The sequence below is a fragment of the Pseudomonas sp. 20P_3.2_Bac5 genome (assembly GCF_025466035.1).
GTDB lineage: Bacteria > Pseudomonadota > Gammaproteobacteria > Pseudomonadales > Pseudomonadaceae > Aquipseudomonas.
In genome coordinates this window covers 1-25,017 of sequence record NZ_JANLOA010000123.1, presented here as the reverse complement: position 1 = coordinate 25,017, position 25,017 = coordinate 1, and the positions used below count along the sequence as shown (strand labels likewise).

The 25,017-nt window shown below is 62.1% G+C and carries 24 protein-coding genes; 15 read left to right on the top strand and 9 right to left on the bottom strand.

Features of this window, described 5'->3' with window-relative positions:
* Positions 1-55: 55 nt before the first annotated feature.
* The 5 genes from NTD88_RS22250 to dksA all read right to left on the bottom strand — a co-directional run bounded on the left by NTD88_RS22250 (position 56) and on the right by dksA (position 6,178).
* Positions 56-1,492: a sigma-54-dependent transcriptional regulator gene (locus NTD88_RS22250; protein WP_262127965.1), complete on the bottom strand. Its 1,437-nt coding sequence runs from the start codon at positions 1,490-1,492 to the stop codon at positions 56-58.
* A 22-nt stretch (positions 1,493-1,514) separates the two neighbouring features.
* Positions 1,515-4,469 carry a sensor histidine kinase gene (locus NTD88_RS22245; RefSeq protein WP_175651998.1) on the bottom strand — a complete coding sequence of 985 codons (2,955 nt, stop codon included), beginning with the start codon at positions 4,467-4,469 and terminating at the stop codon, positions 1,515-1,517.
* Positions 4,453-4,629, bottom strand: coding sequence for a hypothetical protein (locus NTD88_RS22240; protein WP_010796831.1), 177 nt, complete (start codon positions 4,627-4,629; stop codon positions 4,453-4,455). Before NTD88_RS22240 ends, NTD88_RS22245 begins: the two co-directional genes overlap by 17 nt.
* 151 nt (positions 4,630-4,780) lie before the next feature.
* Entirely contained in the window at positions 4,781-5,668 is an 888-nt protein-coding gene (gluQRS, locus tag NTD88_RS22235) for a tRNA glutamyl-Q(34) synthetase GluQRS (RefSeq protein ID WP_262154068.1), read from the bottom strand.
* A 66-nt stretch (positions 5,669-5,734) separates the two neighbouring features.
* A complete protein-coding gene (gene dksA / locus NTD88_RS22230; protein ID WP_095159757.1) occupies positions 5,735-6,178 on the bottom strand; it encodes an RNA polymerase-binding protein DksA in 444 nt (147 codons plus the stop codon).
* 213 nt (positions 6,179-6,391) lie between these two features.
* Between dksA and NTD88_RS22225 the strand changes: the two genes are divergently transcribed.
* The gene (locus NTD88_RS22225) at positions 6,392-7,564 is read left to right on the top strand and encodes a pyridoxal phosphate-dependent aminotransferase (RefSeq protein ID WP_175652001.1); all 1,173 of its coding nucleotides are present in this window, start codon (positions 6,392-6,394) and stop codon (positions 7,562-7,564) included.
* Positions 7,564-8,277 (top strand): DNA/RNA nuclease SfsA, encoded by a 714-nt coding sequence (sfsA, locus tag NTD88_RS22220; RefSeq protein ID WP_262127963.1) that lies wholly within the window; start codon positions 7,564-7,566, stop codon positions 8,275-8,277. The genes NTD88_RS22225 and sfsA overlap by 1 nt, the downstream gene beginning before the upstream one ends.
* Here the strand turns inward: sfsA and NTD88_RS22215 are convergent.
* The gene (locus tag NTD88_RS22215; RefSeq protein WP_095159760.1) at positions 8,267-8,584 is read right to left on the bottom strand and encodes a Rieske (2Fe-2S) protein; all 318 of its coding nucleotides are present in this window, start codon (positions 8,582-8,584) and stop codon (positions 8,267-8,269) included. The genes sfsA and NTD88_RS22215 overlap by 11 nt on opposite strands.
* A 168-nt stretch (positions 8,585-8,752) precedes the next feature.
* On the opposite strand from NTD88_RS22215, the gene NTD88_RS22210 reads away from it, so the two are divergent.
* Genes NTD88_RS22210 through NTD88_RS22195 form a run of 4 tightly spaced genes read left to right on the top strand, consistent with a single transcriptional unit; the run spans position 8,753 to position 12,341 of the window.
* On the top strand, positions 8,753-9,634 hold the full coding sequence (locus NTD88_RS22210) for a hemin ABC transporter substrate-binding protein (protein WP_262154069.1): 882 nt from the start codon (positions 8,753-8,755) through the stop codon (positions 9,632-9,634).
* A 50-nt stretch (positions 9,635-9,684) separates the two neighbouring features.
* A complete protein-coding gene (locus tag NTD88_RS22205; protein ID WP_262154073.1) occupies positions 9,685-10,668 on the top strand; it encodes a FecCD family ABC transporter permease in 984 nt (327 codons plus the stop codon).
* Entirely contained in the window at positions 10,668-11,435 is a 768-nt protein-coding gene (locus NTD88_RS22200; RefSeq protein ID WP_262154070.1) for a heme ABC transporter ATP-binding protein, read from the top strand. Before NTD88_RS22205 ends, NTD88_RS22200 begins: the two co-directional genes overlap by 1 nt.
* Positions 11,436-11,444: 9 nt before the next feature.
* A complete protein-coding gene (locus NTD88_RS22195) occupies positions 11,445-12,341 on the top strand; it encodes a ChaN family lipoprotein (protein WP_410017305.1) in 897 nt (298 codons plus the stop codon).
* Between the two features lie 177 nt (positions 12,342-12,518).
* Here NTD88_RS22195 and NTD88_RS22190 read toward each other — a convergent pair whose 3' ends face one another.
* From NTD88_RS22190 to NTD88_RS22180, 3 genes are all read right to left on the bottom strand, one after another.
* Positions 12,519-12,791 carry a TfoX/Sxy family protein gene (locus tag NTD88_RS22190; protein ID WP_095159765.1) on the bottom strand — a complete coding sequence of 91 codons (273 nt, stop codon included), beginning with the start codon at positions 12,789-12,791 and terminating at the stop codon, positions 12,519-12,521.
* 156 nt (positions 12,792-12,947) lie between these two features.
* Positions 12,948-13,292, bottom strand: a complete 345-nt coding sequence (locus NTD88_RS22185; RefSeq protein WP_095159766.1) for a pentapeptide repeat-containing protein — start codon at positions 13,290-13,292, stop codon at positions 12,948-12,950.
* 102 nt (positions 13,293-13,394) lie between these two features.
* A complete protein-coding gene (locus tag NTD88_RS22180) occupies positions 13,395-14,957 on the bottom strand; it encodes an AAA family ATPase (RefSeq protein ID WP_262154071.1) in 1,563 nt (520 codons plus the stop codon).
* A 117-nt stretch (positions 14,958-15,074) separates the two neighbouring features.
* Between NTD88_RS22180 and mrcB the strand changes: the two genes are divergently transcribed.
* From mrcB to msrQ, 9 genes are all read left to right on the top strand, one after another.
* On the top strand, positions 15,075-17,396 hold the full coding sequence (gene mrcB / locus NTD88_RS22175; RefSeq protein WP_262154072.1) for a penicillin-binding protein 1B: 2,322 nt from the start codon (positions 15,075-15,077) through the stop codon (positions 17,394-17,396).
* A 25-nt stretch (positions 17,397-17,421) separates the two neighbouring features.
* Positions 17,422-18,165 carry a tetratricopeptide repeat protein gene (locus tag NTD88_RS22170; protein WP_095159769.1) on the top strand — a complete coding sequence of 248 codons (744 nt, stop codon included), beginning with the start codon at positions 17,422-17,424 and terminating at the stop codon, positions 18,163-18,165.
* Complete coding sequence (locus tag NTD88_RS22165; RefSeq protein ID WP_095159770.1) at positions 18,162-18,494, top strand: YqcC family protein; 333 nt, start codon at positions 18,162-18,164, stop codon at positions 18,492-18,494. Before NTD88_RS22170 ends, NTD88_RS22165 begins: the two co-directional genes overlap by 4 nt.
* Positions 18,495-18,919: 425 nt before the next feature.
* A complete protein-coding gene (locus tag NTD88_RS22160) occupies positions 18,920-20,644 on the top strand; it encodes an acetolactate synthase 3 large subunit (RefSeq protein WP_095159779.1) in 1,725 nt (574 codons plus the stop codon).
* A gap of 1 nt (position 20,645) precedes the next feature.
* Positions 20,646-21,137 carry an acetolactate synthase small subunit gene (ilvN, locus tag NTD88_RS22155; protein WP_042125802.1) on the top strand — a complete coding sequence of 164 codons (492 nt, stop codon included), beginning with the start codon at positions 20,646-20,648 and terminating at the stop codon, positions 21,135-21,137.
* A gap of 54 nt (positions 21,138-21,191) precedes the next feature.
* The gene (gene ilvC, locus NTD88_RS22150) at positions 21,192-22,208 is read left to right on the top strand and encodes a ketol-acid reductoisomerase (RefSeq protein ID WP_095159771.1); all 1,017 of its coding nucleotides are present in this window, start codon (positions 21,192-21,194) and stop codon (positions 22,206-22,208) included.
* Positions 22,209-22,355: 147 nt separating this feature from the next.
* On the top strand, positions 22,356-23,213 hold the full coding sequence (pssA, locus tag NTD88_RS22145; protein WP_095159772.1) for a CDP-diacylglycerol--serine O-phosphatidyltransferase: 858 nt from the start codon (positions 22,356-22,358) through the stop codon (positions 23,211-23,213).
* A 66-nt stretch (positions 23,214-23,279) separates the two neighbouring features.
* The gene (msrP, locus tag NTD88_RS22140) at positions 23,280-24,293 is read left to right on the top strand and encodes a protein-methionine-sulfoxide reductase catalytic subunit MsrP (RefSeq protein WP_095159773.1); all 1,014 of its coding nucleotides are present in this window, start codon (positions 23,280-23,282) and stop codon (positions 24,291-24,293) included.
* A complete protein-coding gene (gene msrQ, locus NTD88_RS22135) occupies positions 24,293-24,913 on the top strand; it encodes a protein-methionine-sulfoxide reductase heme-binding subunit MsrQ (protein ID WP_262128047.1) in 621 nt (206 codons plus the stop codon). Before msrP ends, msrQ begins: the two co-directional genes overlap by 1 nt.
* Positions 24,914-25,017 lie beyond the last annotated feature (104 nt).

Sequence of the window (25,017 nt, the reverse complement as noted above, 5' to 3'; positions counted from 1 at the left end):
GAGGTAACAGTTTGTGCCACGCCGTCACTGTTACCTGTGGAGCAGCGGCGGTGCCTCAGCTCTCGCTGGTAGCGCCGCTCTTGCGACGTGGAATGCCCAGGCGCTGGCGCCGTTCCCACAGGCATTTGCGGCTGACACCCAGCTTGCGTGCCAGCTCGGTCTCGGTCATGTGGTCCTGGTGCTCGAGGACGAAGTGCTGGAAGTAGTCCTCCAGCGACAGATCTTCGGTGGGCTCGTGGCTGGTGGCGTTGGCTGCGCTGCCGATAGCCGGCAGGTTGTCGAAGTGCACGTGGTCTTCCAGGTCGCTCAGCTCGATGTCGATGCCCAGCAGGTCAGCGGAAATTTCCGGGCTCTCGCTCAGAATCACCGCGCGCTCGACGGCGTTTTCCAGCTCCCGCACGTTACCCGGCCACGAGTAATGACGGATGGCCTGTTCCGCGTCGTGGGCGAACTTCAGGTCAGAACGGCCAATGCGCGCGCCCTGGCGGGCGAGGAAGGCGTTGGCGATTTCATTGACGTCCGCACCGCGCTCACGCAGCGCCGGCAGTTTCAGCGCGATGACGTGCAGGCGGTAATAGAGGTCTTCCCGGAATTGCCCGACCTTGGCCAGGTTTTTCAAGTCACGGTGGGTCGCCGCGATCAGGCGGACATCGACCTTCTGCGACTGCACCGAACCCACCCGGCGAATCTCGCCTTCCTGTAGTACCCGCAGCAGGCGAGCCTGGGCTTCCAGTGGCAGCTCGCCGATTTCGTCGAGGAACAGCGTGCCGCCATCCGCAGCTTCGACCAGACCGGCACGTCCGGCGCTGGCACCGGTGAAGGCGCCTTTCTCGTGGCCGAACAGTTCGGATTCGATCAGGCTTTCCGGAATCGCCGCACAGTTCACCGAAATCATCGGTGCCTTGGCGCGGCGCGAAAGGTTGTGCAGGGCGCGGGCGACCAACTCTTTGCCGGTACCGGATTCGCCTTGGATCAGGACGTTGGAATCGGTGGGCGCGACCTTGCGGATCTTGCTGTAGAGGTCCTGCATCGGCGGACAGGTACCGATGATGCCAATCTCGCCATTGGCATTGCCGGCGGCGACTTTCTCGCCTGCGGCCGCCTTGCCGTTGGCGCGTTCGGCCGGTGCTGCCGGAGCGTTCTGACGATCGCGCAGGATGCGGGCGACCGCCTGGAGCATTTCATCGTGGTCGAACGGCTTGGCGATGTAGTCGACGGCGCCCATCTTCATGGAGTCGACGGCCGAGCGCAGGCTGGCGTAGCTGGTCATGATCAGCACGGGAGTGCCTTGGCCAAGCTTGATCAGTTCGGTACCGGGAGCGCCGGGAAGGCGCAGGTCGCTGACGATGAGGTCGAAGGTGGCAATGCTGAAGCGCTCTTGGGCTTCCTGCACCGACCCGGCCTCGCTGACCTGGTACTGGTTTCGTTCCAACAGGCGGCGCAGGGCGGAACGGATGATGGTTTCGTCTTCGACGATCAGAATGTGAGGCATTGATTCAATTCTCTCGACGGTCTCAGTTCACAGCGGACGTCGCTTCGACATGACGCGGCAGGGTCACTCGGATCCGGGTGCCGCGCTGGCTTTGAACATCGGCCGGGCTGTCGATGGTGATCTGTCCATAATGCTCTTCCACGATGGAATAGACCAGAGCGAGCCCCAGCCCGGTTCCCTCGCCCGGATCCTTGGTGGTGAAGAACGGTTCGAACAGACGGTCCATGATGTTTTTCGGAATGCCGCTGCCTTCGTCCTCGACGATGAGGTCGACGGTATGTTCGCTGGCCTCGCTTTTGACCCGCACCGCGGCGCCGGCGGGGCAGGCATCGCGGGCGTTGGACAGCAGGTTGATAAGTACTTGCGCGAGACGTTGCGGATCGCCTTCGACCCAGTGATCGGGATCGCACAGGTTGAAGAACTGCACTTCGAAATTGCGCCGGTTCAATGCCAGCAGGCCGATGGCGTCCTGCGCCACTTCAGCCAGGCACACCGGCTCGTCGGTTTGCTGGTGGCTGCCGGCATGGGCGAAGCTCATGAGCGACTGGACGATGCGCGAAATGCGCTTGGTCTGTTCGAGAATCTGGCTGCTCAGCTCGGTAATTTCGCTGTCATCTTCGCGCTCTTCGCGAAGGTTCTGCGCCAGGCAGGCGATGCCGGTCACCGGGTTGCCGATCTCATGGGCGACCCCGGCGGCCAGTCGGCCAATGCTGGCCAGGCGTTCGGAGTGCACCAGCTTGTCTTCGAGCATCTGGGTTTCGGTGAGGTCTTCCACCAGCACCACCAGGCCGCTGTTACCCGGAGCGAGCGGCTCGTCGATGGCGGCCTTGTGCAGGTTCAGCCAACGGGTCTGGCCATCGAGGCCCAGGCGCTGTTTATGCAAGTGTTCGTCGGGCACGTTGATGAAGCCCAGCAGCAGGCCGCGCCACGGTTCGACAATGGTGCTCAGGCGCGAGCCGACCACGCGCTTGGCGGGAATTCCGGTCAGCTCTTCCATCGCCTTGTTCCACATGAGGATTTCCTGGTCCTTGGCCAGGGAGCAGACACCCATCGGCAGTTCCTGCAGGGTCTGTCGATGGTAGCGGCGCAAGGCATCGAGTTCCGCGGCCAGGCCGGTGAGACGCGAGTGGTAGTCCTCCAGTCGACTCTCGATGAAGTGGATGTCCTCGGTAACGTAGTTCTCGCTGCCGGACTTGTAGGGCAAGAAGGTCTCGACCATATCCTGGGCCACGCTCGGGCCCATCAGCCCGGAAAGGTTGGCCTCGATGCGGTCGCGCAGGCGGCGAAGGGCATAGGGGCGGCGCTCGTCGAACGGCAGATAAAGGTCGCGCAGCGCTTGTTCGACTTCCTTCTGCGCGGCCTTGGCCCCCAGCGGCTTGGCCAGTTGCGTGGCGAATTCCTGGGGCGAGGCGGCGTGAAGTTCGCGGCGCTGCGGACGGCGGACGTTGTCCACGGCGCAGGCTTCTGCGGCGGAAACCTCTTCGGTGCTGGCATTGGTGAACAGCGATATCAGGGTGAACAGCAACACGTTGGCCGCGAGGGAGGCGATGGCCGCCATGTGCCAACTGGTGTCGTCCAGCACGTAGATCATGTTCAGCAGCGGGATATAGAAGCCCTGCAGGTTGCCGACCAGCGGCAGCAGCATGGTCACCATCCACACGGTGATCCCCGCCAGCAGGCCGGCGATGAAGCCGCGCCGGTTGGCGGTCGGCCAGTACAGTACCGAGAGCACCCCGGGAAGGAACTGCAACGTCGCGACGAAGGCAACGATACCGAGGTTGGCCAGTTCCTGTTGCGCACCCAGCAGCAGGTAGAAACCGAAGCCGGCGGCGATGATGGCGACGATCAGCGCGCGGCGGGTCCACTTCAGCCAGCGGTAGATGTTGCCCTCCGCCGGCGGTTGATAAAGCGGCAGCACCAGATGGTTCAGGGCCATGCCTGATAGCGCCAGGGTGGTCACGATGATCAACCCGCTGGCGGCCGAAAGCCCGCCGATGTAAGCCAAGAGGGCGAGGGCCTTGTTGTTGGCCGCGATGCCCAGGCCGAGGGTGAAGAATTCCGGGTGGGTGCTGGCGCCGAGCTTAAGGCCGGCCCAGAGGATCAGCGGCACCGCCAGGCTCATCAGCAACAGGAACAGCGGCAGGCCCCAACTGGCGCTGACCAGCGAGCGCGGATTGAGGTTTTCGGTGAAGGCCATGTGATACATGTGCGGCATCACGATGGCCGAGGCGAAGAACACCAGCAGCAGCGTGCGCCACGGCCCTTCCTGCAGTGGCGTGTGCAGGGCGGCGAGGGCGGTCTGGTTCTGCAGCAGCCAGACTTCCAGTTGATGCGGGCCACCGAACACGCCGTACAGCGCGTACAGGCCGATCCCGCCAATGGCCAGCAACTTGACCACCGATTCGAAGGCGATGGCGAACACCAGGCCTTCGTGTTTCTCGCGGGTAGCGATATGCCGCGAGCCGAAGAAGATGGTGAACAACGTGATCATTGCGCAGAAGGCCAGGGCCACCCGGCTTTTGACCGGCTCGCCGGTGAGGATGCTGATGGAGTCGGCCACCGCCTGGATTTGCAGCGCCAACAACGGCAGCACACCGATCAGCATGAACACCGTGGTCAGGGCGCCGGCCCAGGTGCTGCGGAAGCGGAAGGCGATCAGGTCGGCCAGGGAGGAAAGCTGGTAGGTGCGGGTGATCTTGAGGATCGGGTAGAGCAGCACCGGCGCCAGCAGAAATGCGCCGGACACCCCCAGGTAACAGGCGAGGAAGCCGTAGCCATATTGGTAGGCCAGGCCGACCGTGCCATAGAACGCCCAGGCGCTGGCATAGACGCCCAGCGACAGGGTGTAGGTCAGGGGATGGCGGATGATCGCGCGGGGGATCATGCCGCGTTCGCTGACCCAGGCCACGCCGAACAGCACCAGCAGGTAGGCGGCGCTGATCAGGATCATCTGGGTCAGGCTAAAGCTCATCGGCATCACGTTGGCTCTGCAGGATAAAGGTCACGACGATCAGGATCAGCCAGAGCAGGTAAGGGCGATACCAGGCACCGGTCGGGTCGATCCACCAGTCCATGATGGCCGGGGAGAACAGGTAGATCCCCACGACCAGAAGCAGGACCAAACGATAGATGTACATGCTGGCCTCATTGGATTTTGCCGCTGCGAACTGGACTTATTATTGGCGCAAAACTGTGGCGATGGTAACGGAAGGGCCGCTGCCTGCAAACGGACTTCATGCAGCGGCTCAAGGAATTGAATTTATTGGTCTTTCTGCCGGAAGACCGGGTTCAGCGCAGTTGGGCCTCGGGCAGGGTGAGGCGGCGCGGGATTGCATCGGCATCCCAGTGCGCGGCGGCATGGCGCAGCACCTCGGCCGGGGTGGACGCGGCCATCGCCGGATCGGTGCTCTGGCCCAGCGCGCGCAATGCCCGCAGGATCAGGGGGGTGGCCTGTTCAGCCGGCAGCGGCGCGGAGCGGTAGGACTTGCCCAGCTTGTGCCCGTCGGGTTGGGTGATCAGCGGCACGTGCAGGTAGCGCGGCTGCGCAAGACCAAGCAACTCCTGCAGGTACAGCTGACGCGGTGTGTTGTCCAGCAGGTCGGCGCCGCGAACGACATCGGTCACACCCTGCCACGCATCGTCCAGCACCACCGCCAACTGGTAGGCATACAGGCCGTCGCGCCGCTGAATGACGAAATCGCCGACGTCACGTCCCAGATGTTGCTCGAAATCACCCTGGACACGGTCGGTGAAGCGGTAGGTCAATTCCGGTACACGAATCCGAATCGCGGCATCGTCCCGCGCGTGGCAGAGGTTGCGGCACAGGCCAGGATAGATGCCGCTGTAGCCTTCCAGTTGCTTGCGCGAGCAGGTGCAGGCGTAGGCCAGGCCTTGGCGGAACAGGCGTTCGATCACTTCGGCGTAAGCATCGTGGCGGTCATGCTGGTAGACGACTTCGCCGTCCCATTCCAGGCCGTAGCTTTCCAGTGTCTTGAGAATCGCGGCCTGGGCGCCGGGGGCTTCGCGAGGTGGGTCGATGTCTTCCATGCGCAGCAGCCAGCGGCCACCCACGGCACGGGCGTCGAGCCAGGAAGCGAGGGCTGCGACCAGCGAGCCGAAGTGCAGGAAGCCACTGGGTGTCGGAGCGAAGCGTCCGATGTAGTGGGACTGTTTCATGGTGGATGCCGGGATCTGTAAATGAAACGGGGCGCAATATGCGCCCCGTTCTGTATGCGGTCAGGATCAGCCTTTGCCGATCGTCTTTTCCTTCTTCTCCGCCAGTTCCTTGCAGTCGAAGCACTGGTCAGCGGTCGGACGGGCTTCCAGGCGCTTCAGGCCGATCTCCACGCCACAGCTGTCACACCAGCCGTATTCATCATCGACGATCTTCTGGAGAGTCTTGTCGATCTTCTTGATCAGTTTTCGCTCGCGGTCACGGTTACGAAGCTCCAGAGCGAACTCTTCTTCCTGGCTGGCACGGTCTGCCGGATCGGGGAAGTTGGCCGCTTCATCCTTCATATGGTCCACGGTGCGGTCCACGCTGGTCATCAGGTCCTGTTTCCAGGCACCGAGCAGCTTGGTGAAGTGTTTTTTCATGGGCTCGCCCATGTACTCCTCACCTTTGGTTGCGACATACGGGTCGAGACCATACATGGAGCCTGCTTTTTGCTTTTCTACGGTGGACATGAATAGACCGCCTCTCACTCATCTGAATCCAATGCGCAGGCTTATTCCATCTCCGGCGCCCGCCGGCCCTGCGACTGCGAGCCGCCGAACTTACCAGATAGGACGGGGGTGCGCTACTCCCCGTTAGCTCGGGTAGGACAGCGAGGTTTAGCCATACGTTCATCGTTGCGCATGGGTAGAATCACCAGTTTAGTCCCAATTGAGAGAAGTCCCATGGCTCAGCCCTACAGTGCGCGCAGTCGCGCCATCGAACCCTTCCATGTGATGGCACTGTTGGCCCGGGCCAACGAGTTGCAGGCCGCCGGTCATGATGTGATTCACCTGGAAATCGGCGAGCCGGACTTCTCCACCGCAGCGCCCATCGTCGAAGCCGGCCAGGCCGCGCTGGGCGCCGGTCACACCCGTTACACCGCCGCCCGCGGGCTGCCGGCGCTGCGTGAAGCGATTGCCGGCTTCTATGACCAGCGCTACGGCGTGAACATCGATCCGCAGCGGATTCTCATTACCCCAGGCGGTTCCGGTGCGCTGCTGCTGACCAGCAGCCTGCTGGTGGACCCCGGCAAGCACTGGCTGCTGGCCGACCCGGGTTATCCGTGTAACCGCCATTTCCTGCGTCTGGTGGAAGGCGGTGCACAACTGGTGCCGGTGGGGCCGGACGTCAACTATCAACTGACCGCTGATCTGGTCGAGCGCTATTGGGATAACGATACGGTCGGCGCCCTGGTGGCGTCGCCGGCCAACCCGACTGGCACCGTGCTCGATCGCGAGCAATTGGCGGGCCTGTCGCGGGCGACCCGGGCGCACAATGGCCATCTGGTGGTAGACGAGATCTACCACGGCCTGACTTACGGCATGGACGCTCCCAGCGTGCTGGAAGTCGATGACCAAGCCTTTGTCCTTAATAGTTTCTCCAAATATTTCGGAATGACCGGCTGGCGCCTGGGCTGGATGGTCGCACCGCCTGCGGCCGTGCCTGAACTGGAGAAACTGGCGCAGAACCTCTATATCAGTGCGCCGAGCATGGCTCAGCATGCGGCCCTGGCCTGTTTCGAGCCCGGCACCCTGGCGATCCTCGAAGAGCGCCGCGCCGAATTCGCCCGCCGCCGCGACTTCCTCCTGCCAGCCCTGCGCGGGCTCGGCTTCGGGATCACGGTGGAGCCGCAAGGTGCGTTCTACCTGTACGCCGACATCAGCGCATTCGGTGGTGATGCGTTCGCGTTCTGTCGGCATTTCCTGGAAACCGAGCATGTCGCCTTCACCCCGGGCGTGGACTTCGGCCGGCACCAGGCCAGCCATCATGTGCGTTTCGCCTACACCCAGAGCCTGCCGCGTCTGCAAGAAGCGGTGGAGCGGATTGCCCGTGGGCTGAAGAGCTGGCAAGGCTGATGCATTTCACTCCATTGCTCGAAGAAGCCCGGCTGCTGCGCCGTTACAAACGCTTTCTCGCGGATATCGAACTACCGAGCGGCGAACAGATGACCATCCACTGCCCGAACACCGGCTCGATGCTCAACTGCATGAAGGAAGGCGGCAAGGTCTGGTTCAGTCGCTCCAACGACCCCAAGCGCAAGCTGCCCGGTACCTGGGAAATCAGCGAGACCCCGCAAGGCCGGCTGGCCTGCGTGAATACCGGACGGGCCAATGCCATTGTCGAAGAAGCGCTGCGCGCCGGCGTGATCAGTGAGCTGGCGGGTTTCACCGCGCTGCGCCGCGAGGTGCCGTATGGCGAGGAGAACAGCCGCATCGACTTTCAACTGACCTTCGACAGCGGCCTGGCCTATGTGGAGGTCAAGAGCGTGACCCTCGGTTTCGACGGTTCGGCCATCGCGGCCTTTCCCGATGCCGTGACCCAACGCGGCGCCAAGCACCTGCGCGAGCTGGCGGCGCTGGCCCGGCAAGGTGTCCGCGCGGTGCAGCTTTATTGTGTGAACCTCAACGGTATCGAGGCGGTACGCCCGGCCGAGGAGATTGACCCGGGATACGCCATCGCGCTGCGCGCCGCCGTGCTCGATGGCGTCGAAGTGCTGGCGTACGGGGTGACGCTGGACAGTGAGCAGGTGCGTATCGACCGCGCTCTGCCGGTGCTGCTCAATCCGTGAGCCAGATGCCCTGGCTGTCTTCATGACAGTCGAGGGCTTCCAGGGCATCACCCTCGCACGGCCCGGCCACGCACTCGCCGTTCTCGATAAGGAACAGTGCGCCATGCCGGGCGCAGGTGATCAGGCTGGCGCTGCTGTCGAGGAACTGGTCTGGCTGCCAGTTGAGCGCAATCCCGCGATGAGGGCAGCGGTTTCGGTACAGATAGACCTGCCCTTGCCGGCGTACGCCCAGCAGTTCGGTATTTTCGCAGGTGAAACCGCGGCTCTGGCCTTCGCCCAGTTCGGCGGAGGTACAAAGGAAGTGCATGAGCGATGGGCTCCGTTAAGGATGCAAGGCAGCTTGACGCTCAAATGCAAATAATTATCAAATTGCCGGCTCTGATGGCGTCGGGCGCCTTTATACCCTGCCTGGCGCTTCTCTCACACCGCTATCCGAGGGGTGGCGGTTCGTCCTGATCGAAAAGGAAGCCCCGTTATGCGCCGATGTGCCAGCCTGATCGCCCTTTGTATCGGGCTCGTGTTCAACCCGGCGCAAGCCGCCGACCCACTGCCGCAGCGCTGGGTCAGCGCTGGCGGGGCCTTGAGCGAATGGATCGTCGAACTGGGCGCGGAATCGCGGCTGGTGGGCGTCGATACCACAAGTCAGCACCCTGAATCGCTGAAGGCGCTGCCCAGCATTGGCTATCAACGCCAGCTTTCGGCCGAAGGCGTGTTGAGCCTTCGCCCCGATGTGCTGGTGGGCACCGAGGAAATGGGGCCGCCGCCGGTCCTGGCGCAGATCCGCGGTGCCGGGGTGCGGGTCGAACTGTTCTCCAGTCGCGCCGATCTGGAGGCCGTGCAGGGCAACCTCAAGCACTTGGGCGAATTGCTTGGCAAGCCGGAACAGGCCGAACAGCGTTTCGCTGACTATCGCCAGCAACTCGAAACCCTGCGTACCCGGATCAAGGCGGTGCAGGGTACGGAGCAGGCACCCGGGGTAATCCTGCTGGTGGGCCATGCTGGCGGCAAGCCGATGATTGCCGGCACCGACACCGCTGGCGCCTGGCTGGTGGAGCAGGCCGGCGGCCGCAACCTGGCGACTCACCAGGGTTACAAGAACTTCTCCGGGGAGGCGCTGGCCGCCTTGAACCCGCAAGTGGTGGTGTTCGCTGATCGTGCCCTCACCGGCGATGCTGCGCTGCAGGCACTGCTGAAAGAGAACCCCGCGCTGGCCGCATCCCGTGCGGCGAAAGAAAAGCGTCTGATTGATCTTGACCCGACGCTGCTGGTCGGTGGCCTCGGTCCGCGTCTGCCCGCCAGCCTGCAAGCGCTGGCCCAGGCGTTCTACCCGACGGCCAAGGCTCAACTGGCGCCATGACCCGTCTGATCCAGCCGCGCACGCTGTTCATCATCCTCAGCCTGTTGTGTCTGCTGGCGGTCTGGCTGTCGCTGGCGCTTGGGCCGGTGAGTCTGCCGCTGATGGACACCTTGCGCGCGGGTTTGCGTCTGCTTGGTCTGCCTGTCAATGGCGACGGGCTGGAGCAGGCCGAGCTGATTCTCGGGCAGATCCGTCTGCCGCGGACGCTGCTCGGGCTGGCGGTGGGTGCTGTGCTGGCGCTGGCCGGTGTGGCCATGCAAGGGCTGTTTCGCAATCCGCTGGCGGACCCGGGGTTGGTGGGCGTTTCCAGCGGCGCGGCGCTGGGTGCGGCGGTGGCGATTGTTGGCAGCGCCTGGGTGGGTGGCGTGCCGGAAGCTATCGCGCCCTATCTGCTGTCGCTGTGCGCGTTTCTCGGCGGCCTGGGCGTGACCGCGTTGGTCTATCGCCTGGGGCGACGCGACGGGCAGACCAGCGTCGCCACGATGTTGCTTGCCGGTATCGCCCTGACCGCCCTGGCCAGCTCGGCGGTGGGCCTGTTCACCTATCTGGCGGATGACGCGACCCTGCGCACCCTGACGTTCTGGAACCTGGGCAGCCTCAACGGCGCGAGTTACCAGCGCCTCTGGCCACTGGTGCTGGTGGCGACGGCGGTGGCGCTGTGGTTGCCGCGGCGTGCCGAGGCCTTGAATGCGTTGCTGCTGGGCGAATCGGAGGCTCGTCATCTGGGCATCGAAGTCGAATCGCTCAAACGCGAACTGGTGTTCTGTACGGCACTGGGTGTGGGTGCGGCGGTAGCAGCGGCGGGGTTGATCGGTTTTGTCGGGCTGGTGGTGCCGCATCTGGTGCGGCTGTTGTCCGGCCCGGACCACCGGGTCTTGCTACCCGCCTCATTGCTGGCGGGGGCTTCGCTGCTGTTGTTCGCTGATCTGATCGCCCGGCTGGCGCTGGCGCCAGCGGAGTTGCCGATCGGTATCGTCACCGCGTTCATCGGCGCGCCGTTTTTCCTTTATCTGCTGCTGCGGGGACGTGCCTGATGCTCCAGGTCGAAGATCTTCAAGTCGTCCGCGGGCGCAAGACGGTGCTCGATGGCGTCAGCCTCAAGGTCCAGCCAGGTGAAGTACTGGGTGTGCTCGGGCCCAACGGCGCGGGCAAGAGTACTTTGCTTGGTGCACTTTGCGGCGAGTTGGCGGTCCAGCGTGGCCGCGTCATGCTCCACGACCGCGCGCTTGCCGACTGGTCTGGCCATGAGCGCGCCCAGCGGTTGGCAGTCCTGCCACAGGTGTCGAGCCTCGGCTTTGCCTTCCGTGTCGAGGAAGTGGTCGGCATGGGGCGTCTGCCGCATCGGACCGGCAAGGACCGCGACCATGAAATCGTCCACGCGGCGCTGGAGGCGGCGGATGCCCTGCATCTGGCCGACCGCAGCTACCTCGCGCTGTCCGGTGGCGAGCGGCAGCGCGTGCATCTGGCACGAGTGCTGGCGCAGCTCTGGCCGGGAGAGGAGGGGCGGACTTTGCTGCTCGACGAGCCGACCTCGGCCCTCGACCCGTTGCACCAGCACACCACGCTGCAGGCGGTCCGCGGATTTGCCGATCGCGGCGCCGCGGTGCTGGTGATCCTCCACGACCTGAACCTGGCCGCACGCTATTGTGATCGTATCCTGTTGCTCGAACAGGGCCGGCCTTACGTCTTCGATACGCCGCAAAAGGTCTTGCAGCCCGAGGCCCTGAAGGCGGTGTTCGGGCTGGAGGTATTGGTCCATACGCATCCCGAGCGAGGCCATCCGCTCATCATTGCCCGTTAGGAGTCACCTATGTCCTGGTCCCGGTCGTGCGGCATCCTCATTCTGCTGGCCTGGGGCCTGGCGGGTTGTCACGCCATGGCACCGCTGCCGGCGTTGCCGCAATGGCAGAGCCCGGAAGGGCGCGAGCATGCCGATCTCGGGCAGATTCGCGAGACCGCCAGCGGTCGCCTGCTGACCCCGGAGCAATTGGTGAGCCGGCTGGCGGCCGCGCCACGGGTGCTGGTGGGCGAGCAGCATGACAATCCCGATCACCACGCCTTGCAGCGCTGGCTGTTGCAGGCCCTGGTGCAACAGCGCGCACAGGGCAGCCTGTTGCTGGAAATGCTCGAGCCGGCGCAGCAGGCCAATGTCGACGCGGTTCGTCAGCAAAAGCCGCTGCCGGCTGATCTGGCCAAGGCGCTGGCGTGGCGTGATGGCTGGGACTGGAAATTCTACGGTCCACTGCTGGAAGAAGCCTTCAGCCAAGGCTATCCGGTGCTCGCGGCCAACCTGGACCGCAGCGAGATGAAAGACATCTACCGCAACCCTCCGTCATTGTCCGGGCCTCGCTCTACCGCGCCGGCGGTGCGCGAAGCGTTGCTGGACGAAGTGCGCGAGGGCCATTGCGGCATGCTCCCGGAAAGTCAGTTGCCGGCGATGCTGGCGGTGCAGCAGCAACGCGACAGGCGCATGGCTCAGCGTCTGCTGGCGGCGCCCGCACCGGCCTTGCTGTTGGCTGGCGGCTATCACGTGCGCAAGGATGTCGGTGTGCCGTTGCACCTGGCTGACCTGGGGGCGGCGCAAGAGGATACCGTCGTGTTGATGCTGGCTCAGGTGGGCGAGGAGGTCGGGCCGGCGATGGCGGATTTCGTCTGGTTCACCGCCGCCTTGCCTGAGAAGGACTATTGCGCCGATCTGCGGCAATGAAATCGCGGGCAAAAAAAGACCCGGCAAGATGCCGGGTCAATAACCGTGATTAGCCTGATGAGGAGATAATCTGAGAGTCCGAACCAGGGGCTTTCAGCTTATCCAACCAGTCTCGCGACCAGTTGTGGTAATCATAGTGATTCTCATTTCGAAGTCAAACGATTTGTACGATAAACCTTAATTTTTTTTCCGAAGTGCCGTCGCATCCAGTTGCTGGTTCAGCGCTTCCTTGCGTTCGGCGGGGATATCGTTCCAGTGCACGTCCAGCAAAGCGCCTTCAATGGCGTACAGCAGCACCTTCGATGCCCGGAAACCTCGGGTGCGCACCGCCCGGTAAGCATCCACCGCGCCCAGGCGGCGAAGGTCCGAGGCGCTGTGGATGCCTACCGCGTGCAACCACTGTGCTGAGGTCTTGCCAAGATTCTTCAGGTGCTGAAGTTCATCGTTCATCAAGCCTCCTTGCGCCGGCTGAACGGTTCTTGTGGAGGAAGTCGCGGGTAAACACTGAGGAGTGTAGCGGCACTTGGAAAATACGCGGCGATTTGCCATGTACCGCTGGGAAGGCGGGGGCCGGCGGGCCTGTCGGGCGGGTCCGCCGGGGTCTGATCAGCGTGTGCGGTAGCGCAGGCGGGTGCCGAAATTCACCGACATGAGGATCTCGTCGGCGCTCAGTTCGGCAGGGAACCAGGTCCCGGAGATTTGCGCGTGGGCGAGGCTGGCCCCTTCCATGGGCGTGTCCCGCAGGTCGAGGCCGCGCAGGTCGGCGGCGCGGAAGTAGGCACCCGAGAAGTCGATGCCCACAGTGTCGAGGTTACGCAGGTCGAGGCCGCGAAAGTCGCCATCGCGAAAGTCGATGCTGACGTCCTTTGGTTTCTCCCGGTTGAACGCTGCGATGTTCTCGTTGTGAATCAATGCATACAGCGTGCTGTCGAGTTGCCGTGGCTGATTCATGAGAACGCCTCCTGGGTGGCCTGATAATGGCATTATAGTGTCACCCTTTGCAGGCAGCGGAATAGAGGCGTGAAGTGTGGACTGCTTCACGCCTCTACCGTTTTACAGGCCCGGCAGGCGCTGGCGGATCTGCTTGACCAGATTGTCCAGGCTGTCGCTTTCGTTGGTTTCCACGCGTTTGCTTTGCAGCAGCTCTTCGGCGCTCAGCGCTTCGCGGCTGGCTTGCTGCGCGGTGACCACTTCCAGTGTCGCGTCGGACGGATCGTTCTGGTCGGCCTGGCGCTGGGCCAGCCAACTGGCGATCACGGCGTCAGGGGCGTTGCAGTCGAGGATCAGGAACGGCACGCCGGTCGCGCTGGCCACTTCGGCCGCTGCCTGGCGCTGTGCCTGCTTGAGGTAAGTGGCGTCGATGACGACCGGGAAGCCGGCCCGCAGGATCAGCGCGGCCAATTGATGCAGGCGCTCGTAAGTGGCCTGGCTGGCATCGCTGCTGTAGATGCCGGCTTGCAACTCGCCGGCGGCCTCGCTGGTTTGTTCGCCGAACACGCGCTTGCGCTCCACGTCCGAGCGCAGGCGGATCGCTCCCAGTGCTTCCACCAGGCGCATTGCCACGTGGCTCTTGCCTACGGCGGAAACGCCATGGGTGATGGCCAGCAGACGCGAAGGAATGGCGCTGTAGCTTTCCGCCAGGTTGGCGTAGTTGCGGTACTGGCGCAGGGTGGTGGCGCGCTGCACGCCATCGGCGTCGGCCGGCATGCTGAACAGCGCGATCTTGGCCCGAACCAGGGCGCGGTAGGCTTTGTAGAAGTTCAGCAGTTCCAGGCCTTCGTAGTCGCCGGTCAGTTCCAGGTACTGGCTGATGAAGCGCCGCGACAGGGATTTCAGCCCGCGATCTTCAAGGTCCATGGCCAGGAAGGCAGCGTCGGCATAGACGTCGGTCAGGCGGAAGGGCTCGTTGAATTCGATGCAGTCGAAAATCACCACGTTACCGTCGATTACCGTGGCGTTGCCCAGGTGGATGTCGCCGTGGCATTCGCGGATGAAACCTTGAGCCTTGCGGGCTTCCAGCAACGTGTGCAAACGATCGAAGCTGCTGCGGGCCCAGGCTTGCAGGGCCTCGAGTTGTTGCAGGTCGGCCTTGTCGCTGAGGAAGGGGCGGATCTGCTCGAAGTTCTGTTCGACGGGCGCCATCACGCTTTCTGGCGTACCCAGCGGATGCTCGGCGGAAACCCGCGGTGCCTGCAGGTGGAACTCGGCGATCTGCTTCGCCATCTGGTCGATGTGTGCGGTGGTCAGCTCGCCGTTGGCTTGCAGGGTGCTGAGCATCTGTTCCTGCGGGAACTGGCGCATTTTCAGCGCGTATTCGATCGCCGTACCTTCGCCGCCGAGTTGCGGAGCCTCGGCAGTGCCGGTGATTGGCAGCACTTCCAGATAGAGGCCATCGGTCAGGCGCTGGTTCAGGCGCAGTTCTTCAGCGCAGAAGTGCGCGCGGCCCGACAGCTCGGTGAAGTCGAGGAAACCGAAGTTCATCGGCTTCTTGATCTTGTAGGCGTAGTCGCCGGTGAGCAGAACCCAGGAAATATGCGTTTCGATAACCCGGAAATCCTGCACGGGATGGGGAAACAGGGCGGGGTTCTGCAAGGCTGTGATCAAGGCTTGGCTCACGGGCGATCCTTCTGGGCAAATGGGATTCTAATCGGCCATTATGGCGACAAGCATGCCGTCTGGAAACCGCCGGGGGGCGCCTGTCGATGAACGATAAAGTGCGTATAATCCGCGCCCATGACTCGTACCCGATCCTCCCGTACCCCTAAAAAACAACCGTCTGGCCGCGTTCGCGCCTTGCTGGGCTGGGCCATCAAGCTCGGTCTCGTCGGCCTTGTCGTGCTGGCCGGTTTCGCCGTCTATCTCGATGCGGTCGTCCAGGAAAAATTCTCTGGCAAGCGCTGGACCATTCCCGCCAAGGTCTACGCGCGGCCATTGGAGCTGTTCGTCGGCCAGAAGCTGAGCAAGGACGACTTCCTTGTTGAACTCGATGCCCTCGGTTATCGGCGCGAAAGTTCGGCCAACGGCCCCGGCGCGGCGGCCGTCAACGGCAATACCGTCGACCTGAATACCCGCGGTTTCCAGTTCTATGAAGGCATGGAGTCTGCGCGGCAGGTGCGGGTGCGCTTCTCGGGTGATTACGTGGCGGGCCTCAGCGCGGCCAATGATTCCAAGCTGGCGGTGGTCCGTCTGGAGCCTCTGCTGATTGGCGGGCTTTATCCGAAGAACCTCGAAGACCGCATTCTGATCAAGCTCGATCAGGTCCCGCCGTATCTGCTCGATACCCTGGTAGCGGTGGAAGACCGGGACTTCTATCACCACCTCGGCGTGTCGCCCAAGTCCATCGCCCGTGCCGTCTGGGTCAACACCTCGTCGGGCGCCATGCGCCAGGGCGGCAGTACCCTGACCCAACAGTTGGTGAAGAACTTCTTCCTGACCAACGAACGCAGTCTCTCCCGCAAGCTCACCGAAGCGATGATGGCGATGTTGCTGGAGCTGCATTACAGCAAGCAGGAAATCCTCGAAGCTTACCTGAACGAAGTGTTCGTCGGTCAGGATGGCCAGCGGGCCGTGCATGGTTTCGGTCTTGCCAGCCAGTTCTTCTTCAGTCAGCCGTTGTCGGAGTTGAAACTGCATCAGGTGGCCTTGCTGGTGGGCATGGTCAAGGGGCCGTCCGCCTACAACCCGCGGCGTTACCCGGAGCGCGCCCTGCAACGGCGTAACCTGGTGCTCGACCTGCTTGCGGAGCAGGGCGTGGCCACGCCGGAAGCGGTCGAGGCAGCGAAGAAGATGCCGCTGGGCGTGACCAAGCGCGGCAGCCTCGCGGATAGCTCCTTCCCCGGCTTCCTCGATCTGGTCAAGCGCCAACTGCGCCAGGACTACCGCGATGAAGACTTGACCGAAGAAGGTCTGCGCATCTTCACCAGCTTCGACCCGATCCTGCAGATGAAGGCCGAAGCCTCGATGGCCGACACCTTCAAGCGTCTGGCCGGTCGCAAGGGCTCGGACGAGGTCGAAGCGGCCATGGTCGTCACCAACCCGGAAACCGGTGAGGTGCAGGCGCTGATCGGCAGCCGTCAGGCGGGCTTTGCCGGCTTCAACCGGGCAATCGACGCCGTGCGGCCGATTGGCTCGCTGGTCAAGCCGGCGGTTTACTTGACGGCGCTGGAGAAACCCAGCCAATACACGCTGACCAGTTGGGTGCAGGACGAGCCGTTCTCGGTGAAAGGCGCCGACGGACAGGTCTGGAAGCCGCAGAACTATGATCGGCGCGCTCACGGCACGATTTATCTGTACCAGGGCCTCGCCAACTCCTACAACCTGTCGACGGCCAAGCTGGGCCTGGAACTGGGTGTGCCGAATGTGCTCAAAACAATCGGTCGCCTGGGTGTCGAAGTCGACTGGCCGGCGTTCCCGTCCATGCTGCTGGGTGCTGGCGGGATGTCGCCGATGCAAGTGGCGACCATGTACCAGACGCTCGCCAACGGTGGATTCAACACCCCGATGCGCGGTATCCGCAGTGTGCTGACCGCCGAAGGCGAGCCGCTCAAACGCTACCCGTTCCAGATCCAGCAGCGCTTCGATCCGGGTTCCATCTACCTGGTGCAGAACGCCATGCAGCGGGTCATGCGCGAAGGTACTGGCCGCTCGGTCTACAGCGTGTTGCCGAGCTCGCTGAACCTGGCGGGCAAGACGGGTACCAGTAACGATTCGCGCGACAGCTGGTTCGCCGGCTTCAGCCAGGACCTTCTGGCAGTGGTCTGGCTGGGCCGTGACGACAACGGCAAGACGCCCTTTACCGGCGCCACCGGTGCCCTGCAGGTCTGGACCAGTTTCATGCGCAAGGCCGACCCGCTGCCGCTGGACATGCCGATGCCGGATAACGTCGTTCAGGCATGGCTGGATCCGCACAGCGGCCAGGGCTCGGATGCGAGCTGCCCGGGCGCGGTGCAGATGCCGTATATTCGCGGAAGCGAACCGGCGCCAGGCGCGGCCTGCGGCGGCGAACAGACACCAGCCGACTCGGTCATGGACTGGGTGAAGGGCTGGATGAATTAAGCAGCATCAGCCAAGAGGACGTGATGTGAACAAGTGGTTGTTTCCTGCCTTGACGGCGCTGGCTTTGCTCAACGGCTGTGCCAGCGTGCAGCGTGGTTCGATTCCGGTGGTGGATTCGGGCACCCGGGTATCCAACAGCGAGCGGGTTACGGCCAATCGGGCCGTGACGTCGCAGGTCAATACCGGCTCGCGCCAGAATCAAGCGATCCAGCAAGACAGTGGCGTGACCGTGATGGTCCCGCAAGGCAGCGGCGCTTCGCCGATCCAGACCTTCCCGGCCTCCACGGCGCCTGCGGGGATCAGCACCGGTCCGATCACGCCGGGTCCGGTGACATCGGAGCCCTTCACGCCGCAGTCGACCAACGCAGGCAGTTACACCATGCCATCCGCACCGAGCGGAATCCCGCGTGCTGCCACCGGCAGTGGCCTGTCGGCCGACGAACAGCTTGATGGCCCAGTGCTGGCGCTACTGACTACCGCCCAGCAACAGCAGAGCGGCGGCGACTACAACGGCGCATCTTCCAGCCTGGAACGTGCTCAGCGCATTGCCCCGCGCGAGCCGCAAGTGCTCTATCGCCTGGCCCAGGTCCGTCTCGCCCAGGGTGACGCGCCACAGGCCGAGCAGTTGGCGCGCCGTGCGTTGACCTACGCGAACGGTCGTCCTGATCTGCAATCCGGTCTGTGGAACATCATCGCCCAGTCCCGCGAGAAGCAAGGCGACGCCGCCGGCGCGGCACTGGCGCGGCAGAAAGCCCAGGTCAACCTGTGATGGACCCACGGATCCTGGATATCGCCGATCATCTGCTGCTGATCGAGCGTGAGCTGCATGTGCAGGGCTGGTGGAGTGACGAGATACCCAGCGCCGATGCGCTGGCCAGTAATGTTCCTTTCGCGGTCGACAGCTTGAGCTTCGAGCAATGGCTGCAATGGATCTTCCTTCCGCGCATGAAGGAGATCCTCGAGAAGGGGCTCGCGCTGCCCAATGCCTCGGGCATTCTGGTGATGGCGGAGACGGTTTATGTCAACCGTCCGGAAGAAAGTCGCCAGTTACGCAGGCTGTTGGCCGAGTTCGACCAATTGATCAGCCCATCCAACTGATTTCACTGTTGTTTATCCGCCGGGGCCGCGTTTTCGGCCCCGCGTCGTTGTGGCAGAGCGATTGCGACAGCCAGGCAAACGTTTCCGCCCGGCTGGCAGAGCGTCCCGGCTGGAATTAAACCTTGAAGATCACTTGACTTGGGCAGTTCGAATCAGAACAATCCAAAGTCCGCTGTAGGGGGACTGCCAGAAGCAGACCCGCTAAGCAGATCATGAGGCGCACACCCGCGCCGACCTGTTACACCCCGCAACGCGTTACCTCGCGCTGGGTGGGAAAACCCCGCAACACTTTGGGGCGCTCCCAATACTTGCTCAGTCAGTGCTGACGTAGTCGGCGACTTCGTCGCTCATGCTCTGCTTGGCAGTAAACCTATTAAGACCCGTCCCGGAGTGGACGGTATTCTGGCGTTTTAGAGGTGAACAACGTGGAGCTTTTATCTGGCGCTGAAATGGTCGTCCGCTTTTTGCGTGACGAGGGCGTTAAGCACATCTATGGGTACCCAGGCGGTGCTCTTCTTCATGTCTACGATGCTCTGTTCAAAGAACCGGAAGTGAACCACATCCTGGTTCGTCACGAGCAGGCAGCTACCCATATGGCGGACGGTTACGCCCGTGCCACCGGCAAAGCCGGCGTGGTACTGGTGACTTCCGGTCCAGGTGCGACCAATGCCATCACCGGCATCGCCACCGCCTACATGGACTCGATCCCGATGGTCATCCTGTCTGGTCAGGTGCCTAGCACCATGGTCGGCACCGATGCCTTCCAGGAAACCGACATGATCGGTATTTCCCGGCCTATCGTGAAGCACAGCTTCATGATCAAGCATGCCTCGGAAATCCCTGAAGTCCTGAAAAAAGCCTTCTACCTTGCGCAATCCGGCCGTCCTGGTCCGGTGGTTGTCGACATTCCGAAGGATATGACCAACCCGGCCGAGAAGTTCGAGTACGTCTATCCGAAGAAGGTCAAGCTGCGCTCCTACAGCCCGGCCGTTCGCGGTCACTCCGGTCAGATCCGCAAGGCTGCGGAAATGCTCCTGGCGGCCAAGCGTCCGATCGTTTACGCCGGTGGTGGCGTGATCCTCGGTGGTGGCTCCGCGCCCCTGACCGAGCTTGCGCAACTGCTCAACCTGCCAGTCACCAATACCCTGATGGGGCTCGGTGGCTATCCAGGCACTGATCGCCAGTTCCTCGGCATGCTCGGCATGCACGGCAGCTACCCGGCGAACCTGGCGATGCACCACGCCGACGTGATCCTCGCTGTCGGCGCACGCTTCGACGACCGCGTTGTCAACGGTCCGGCCAAGTTCTGCCCGAACGCCAAGGTCATCCATATCGATATCGACCCGGCGTCGATCTCCAAGACCATCAAGGCTGACGTGCCAATCGTTGGTCCGGTTGAAAGCGTTCTGACCGAGATGCTCGCTACCGTTCGCGAAATCGGCGAGCAGCCTGAAAAGGCAGCGATCGATGCCTGGTGGAAACAGATCGAAGAATGGCGCGGCGATCGCGGCATGTTCCCTTACGACAAAGGGGATGGCAGCGTCATCAAGCCTCAGACCGTTATCGAGACACTGTGCGAAGTTACCGGTGGTGATGCATTCGTCACTTCCGACGTTGGCCAGCACCAGATGTTCGCGGCGCAGTACTACCGCTTCAACAAGCCGAACCGCTGGATCAACTCCGGCGGCCTGGGCACCATGGGCTTCGGTTTCCCGGCGGCCATGGGCGTCAAGCTGAACTTCCCGGAAAGCGATGTTGCTTGCGTCACCGGCGAAGGCAGCATCCAGATGAACATCCAGGAACTGTCGACCTGCCTGCAGTACGACCTGCCGGTCAAGATCGTCAACCTGAACAACGGCGTGCTGGGCATGGTTCGCCAGTGGCAGGACATGGCTTACAACAGCCGCCACTCGCATTCCTACATGGAGTCGCTGCCTGACTTCGTCAAGCTGGCTGAAGCCTATGGTCATGTGGGTATCCGCATCACCAGCCTGAAGGACCTCAAGCCGAAGCTCGAAGAAGCCTTCGCCCTCAAGGACCGCCTGGTGTTCATCGACATCCAGGTCGACAACAGCGAACACGTCTACCCGATGCAGATCAAGGACGGTTCGATGCGCGACATGTGGCTGAGCAAGACGGAGCGTACCTGATATGCGGCACATTATTTCCCTGCTTTTGGAAAACGAACCCGGTGCCCTGTCCCGCGTCGTTGGCTTGTTCTCGCAACGCAACTACAACATCGAAAGCCTGACCGTTGCGCCAACCGAAGACCCGACCCTGTCGCGTCTGACGCTGACCACGGTGGGCCACGATGAGGTGATCGAGCAGATCACCAAGAACCTGAACAAACTGGTTGAAGTGGTCAAACTGGTCGACCTGTCGGAAAGTGCTCATATCGAGCGCGAACTGATGCTGGTCAAAGTGAAGGCCACTGGTGCACAGCGCGCCGAGATCAAGCGCACCACCGATATCTATCGTGGGCAGATCGTCGACGTCAGCGCCAGTGTGTACACCGTGCAGTTGACCGGCACCAGCGACAAGCTCGACAGCTTCATTCAGGCAATCGGCACCGCGTCCATTCTTGAAACCGTGCGCAGTGGTGTCACCGGCATTGCCCGTGGCGACAAAGTGCTCAGTATCTAACTCGACAAAATTAGCGAATGGCCTGAACAAGGCCGAGATAACCAGGGGTATTTCATGAAAGTTTTCTACGACAAAGACTGCGATCTCTCGATCATCCAGGGCAAGAAAGTTGCCATCATCGGTTACGGTTCCCAGGGCCACGCTCAAGCGTGCAACCTGAAGGACTCCGGTGTGGATGTCACCGTCGGTCTGCGTAAAGGTTCGGCTACCGTTGCCAAGGCTGAAGCCCACGGCCTGAAAGTTGCTGACGTTGCTACCGCCGTCGCTGCTGCCGACCTGGTCATGATCCTCACTCCGGACGAGTTCCAGGGCAACCTGTACAAGAACGAGATCGAGCCGAACATCAAGCAGGGCGCTACCCTGGCGTTCTCCCACGGCTTCTCGATCCACTACAACCAGGTCGTTCCACGTGGCGACCTCGACGTGATCATGATCGCGCCGAAAGCACCAGGCCACACCGTTCGCTCCGAGTTCGTCAAAGGCGGCGGTATCCCTGACCTGATCGCTATCTACCAGGACGCTTCGGGCAACGCCAAGAACGTCGCTCTGTCCTACGCCGCTGGCGTCGGTGGCGGCCGTACCGGCATCATCGAAACCACCTTCAAGGACGAGACCGAAACCGACCTGTTCGGCGAGCAAGCCGTTCTGTGTGGCGGTACCGTCGAGCTGGTCAAAGCCGGTTTCGAAACCCTGGTTGAAGCTGGCTACGCGCCAGAAATGGCCTACTTCGAGTGCCTGCACGAACTGAAGCTGATCGTTGACCTCATGTACGAAGGCGGTATCGCCAACATGAACTACTCGATCTCCAACAACGCCGAATACGGCGAGTACGTGACCGGTCCTGAAGTCATCAACGCCGAATCCCGTCAGGCCATGCGCAACGCTCTGAAGCGCATCCAGGACGGCGAGTACGCCAAGATGTTCATCAGCGAAGGCGCTACCAACTACCCATCCATGACCGCCAAGCGTCGTAACAACGCCGCTCACGGTATCGAAGTCATCGGCGAGCAACTGCGCTCGATGATGCCTTGGATCTCGGCGAACAAAATCGTCGACAAGGCCAAGAACTGATTGGTCCTGATGCGATGAAAAACGCGGCTTAGGCCGCGTTTTTTCATTTCCGGGGTCAGCTTCTGGTATAAGCTTTCATCCGTTTGTCGGCGAACCCTCGCCGCAAACCTTTGTCGAAAACTTCCACCCCGTTGCAAGGTAATGTCCATGAGCGAACGTCCCGAAGAGCCGAACAAGGCCTCTGACGCCGAAAGCCTGCTACCGATCGATGAGCATGTCGAAGAAGGGCATGACGCCGAAGGACGCAAAGTCCGGCACCGCGGTATCTATCTGCTGCCAAACCTTTTCACCACCGCGAACCTGTTCGCCGGTTTCTATTCGATCATCAACTCCATGAGCGCCCAGAGCGCGCTGAGTGCCGGTGATCCTCGCGAGGCGAGCAAGTATTTCGCTTTCGCAGCCATTGCCATCTTCGTTGCCATGGTGCTCGACGGCCTTGATGGTCGCGTGGCCCGTATGACCAATACCCAGAGTGCTTTCGGTGCGGAGTATGACTCCTTGTCCGATATGGTCGCCTTTGGTGTAGCCCCTGCATTGCTGGCCTTTGGTTGGGCACTGGGCGATATGGGCAAAGTCGGCTGGATGGTCGCCTTCATCTATGTTGCGGGCGCGGCACTGCGTCTGGCCCGGTTCAACACCCAGGTCGGCAAGGCCGACAAGCGTTATTTCATCGGCCTGGCCAGTCCGGCAGCCGCCGGTGTGGTGGCGGGTACGGTATGGGCGTTCAGTGACTTCGGTATCCAGGGGTCGAAGCTTTCGTTCCTGGTGGCGCTGCTGGTTGCGGGCGCTGGCATGCTGATGGTCAGCAACATCAAGTACAACAGCTTCAAGGAGCTGGATCTGAAGGGGCGTGTTCCCTTCGTCGCGATCCTGGCCGTGGTACTGGTTTTCGCCGTGGTATTCAGCGATCCGCCACGCATCCTGCTGCTGGTGTTCCTTGCCTACGCGGCTTCCGGGCCCGCGCAATACCTGCTGCGCATGCGTCGCCGGAAAAACGCCGAGTAGTGATGTAATTTCTCCCTGACTTCGTAGTCTACTGCTGCATCTGTCCAGCGGTTCTGCGGAGTCATCATGCTGATCAAGTTCCCCCGGGCCTCCGACTGCTCTGAGTCGGAGGTCACGCCTGAATCAATCTACCTTTCCCGCCGTACTTTGCTGGGTGGCTCGATGGCCGGCCTGGCGATTGCCGGCTTGCCTCGATGGGCCGGAGCGGGGGAGGTGTCGCGCTATGCCGACGTAGAGCCCGGCAAGGCTGCGGACTGGTTCAATGCAAAACTTCCCGAAACCCGTTGGCAGGCCGTGACTGTGCAGGGTGAAGCTATAACGCCTTTCAAGGATGCTACGCACTACAACAACTTCTATGAGTTCGGCACCGACAAAGGTGATCCCGCCGAGAATGCCGGTGGGCTACCCACCTCGCCGTGGACGGTGGTCATTGATGGCGAGGTGGGTAAGCCGGGCCGCTACGCGCTGGAAGACTTCATGAAGCCTTACCAGTTGGAGGAGCGCATCTATCGGCTGCGCTGCGTGGAAGCGTGGTCAATGGTCATTCCCTGGTTGGGTTTTCCGCTTTCGGCTCTTATCAAAGAGGCTCAGCCAACGTCCAAGGCTAAATACGTGCGTTTCGAGACGCTGCAAGATCCTCGGCATATGCCCGGCCAGCGTTCGGGTTTCGCCTTGATCGATTGGCCATATGTAGAAGGGTTGCGTCTGGATGAGGCAATGAACCCATTGGCGATACTCGCGGTGGGTATGTATGGCCGAGAGTTGCCGAACCAGAATGGCGCTCCGTTGCGGTTGGTGGTTCCTTGGAAGTACGGCTTCAAGAGCATCAAGTCCATTGTTCGGATCAGTCTGGTCACGGAGCAGCCGCAAACCACGTGGCAGCGCATTGCGCCGGAAGAGTACGGCTTCTATGCCAACGTGAACCCGACGGTGGATCACCCTCGCTGGACCCAGGCGCGGGAGCGGCGCTTACCGAGCGGGCTGTTCAGTCCCAATGTTCGCGACACCCAGATGTTCAACGGCTATGCCGAAGAGGTGAGTGGGCTCTACACCGGGCTGGACCTGAGGACGAACTACTGATGCGCTACCCACTGTTCCGGTTGTGCATCTTTATAGTGGCTTCCATCTGGCCGCTATTGTGGCTTTACCAGGCATGGATCTTCGCACTGGGTCCTGATCCGGGAAAGGTCCTGGTGGATCGGCTGGGTCTGGGTGGGCTTATCTTTCTTCTGATCACATTGAGCATGACGCCCTTGCAGCGTTTAACAGGGTGGTCCGGCTGGATCGTCGTGCGCCGGCAGTTGGGCTTGTGGTGCTTTGCCTATATTGCGTTGCACCTGAGTGCGTACCTCTTCTTTATTCTTGGTCTGGATTGGGGGCAGTTGGCGGTCGAGCTTCGCAAGCGGCCCTATATCATCGTCGGGGTTTTGGGGTTTACCGGCTTGTTCAGTCTGGCGGTAACGTCGAATCGCTTCAGTCAGCGCCGATTGGGTGCGCGCTGGAAAAAGCTGCACAAGTTGGTGTACGCCATTCTGGGGCTAGGGCTGCTGCACTTCCTTTGGGTAGTTCGAGCGGACCTCAAGGAATGGACTGTCTATGCGGTGATCGGCGCCGGGCTGTTGTTGCTTCGGATCCCAGCTATCGGGCAGCGGTTGCCGCGTCTGGGCGGGCGCAAAACGGGGCCTGTAACAAAAGTTTAAATAAACCCTTGACGCCCCGTTTTATCTGTCTATAATTCGCCCCACTTCCGGCGCAGTCGAAACGGAAAACTCCTTGAGATTCAACGAGTTAGAAGTTTCAGGTC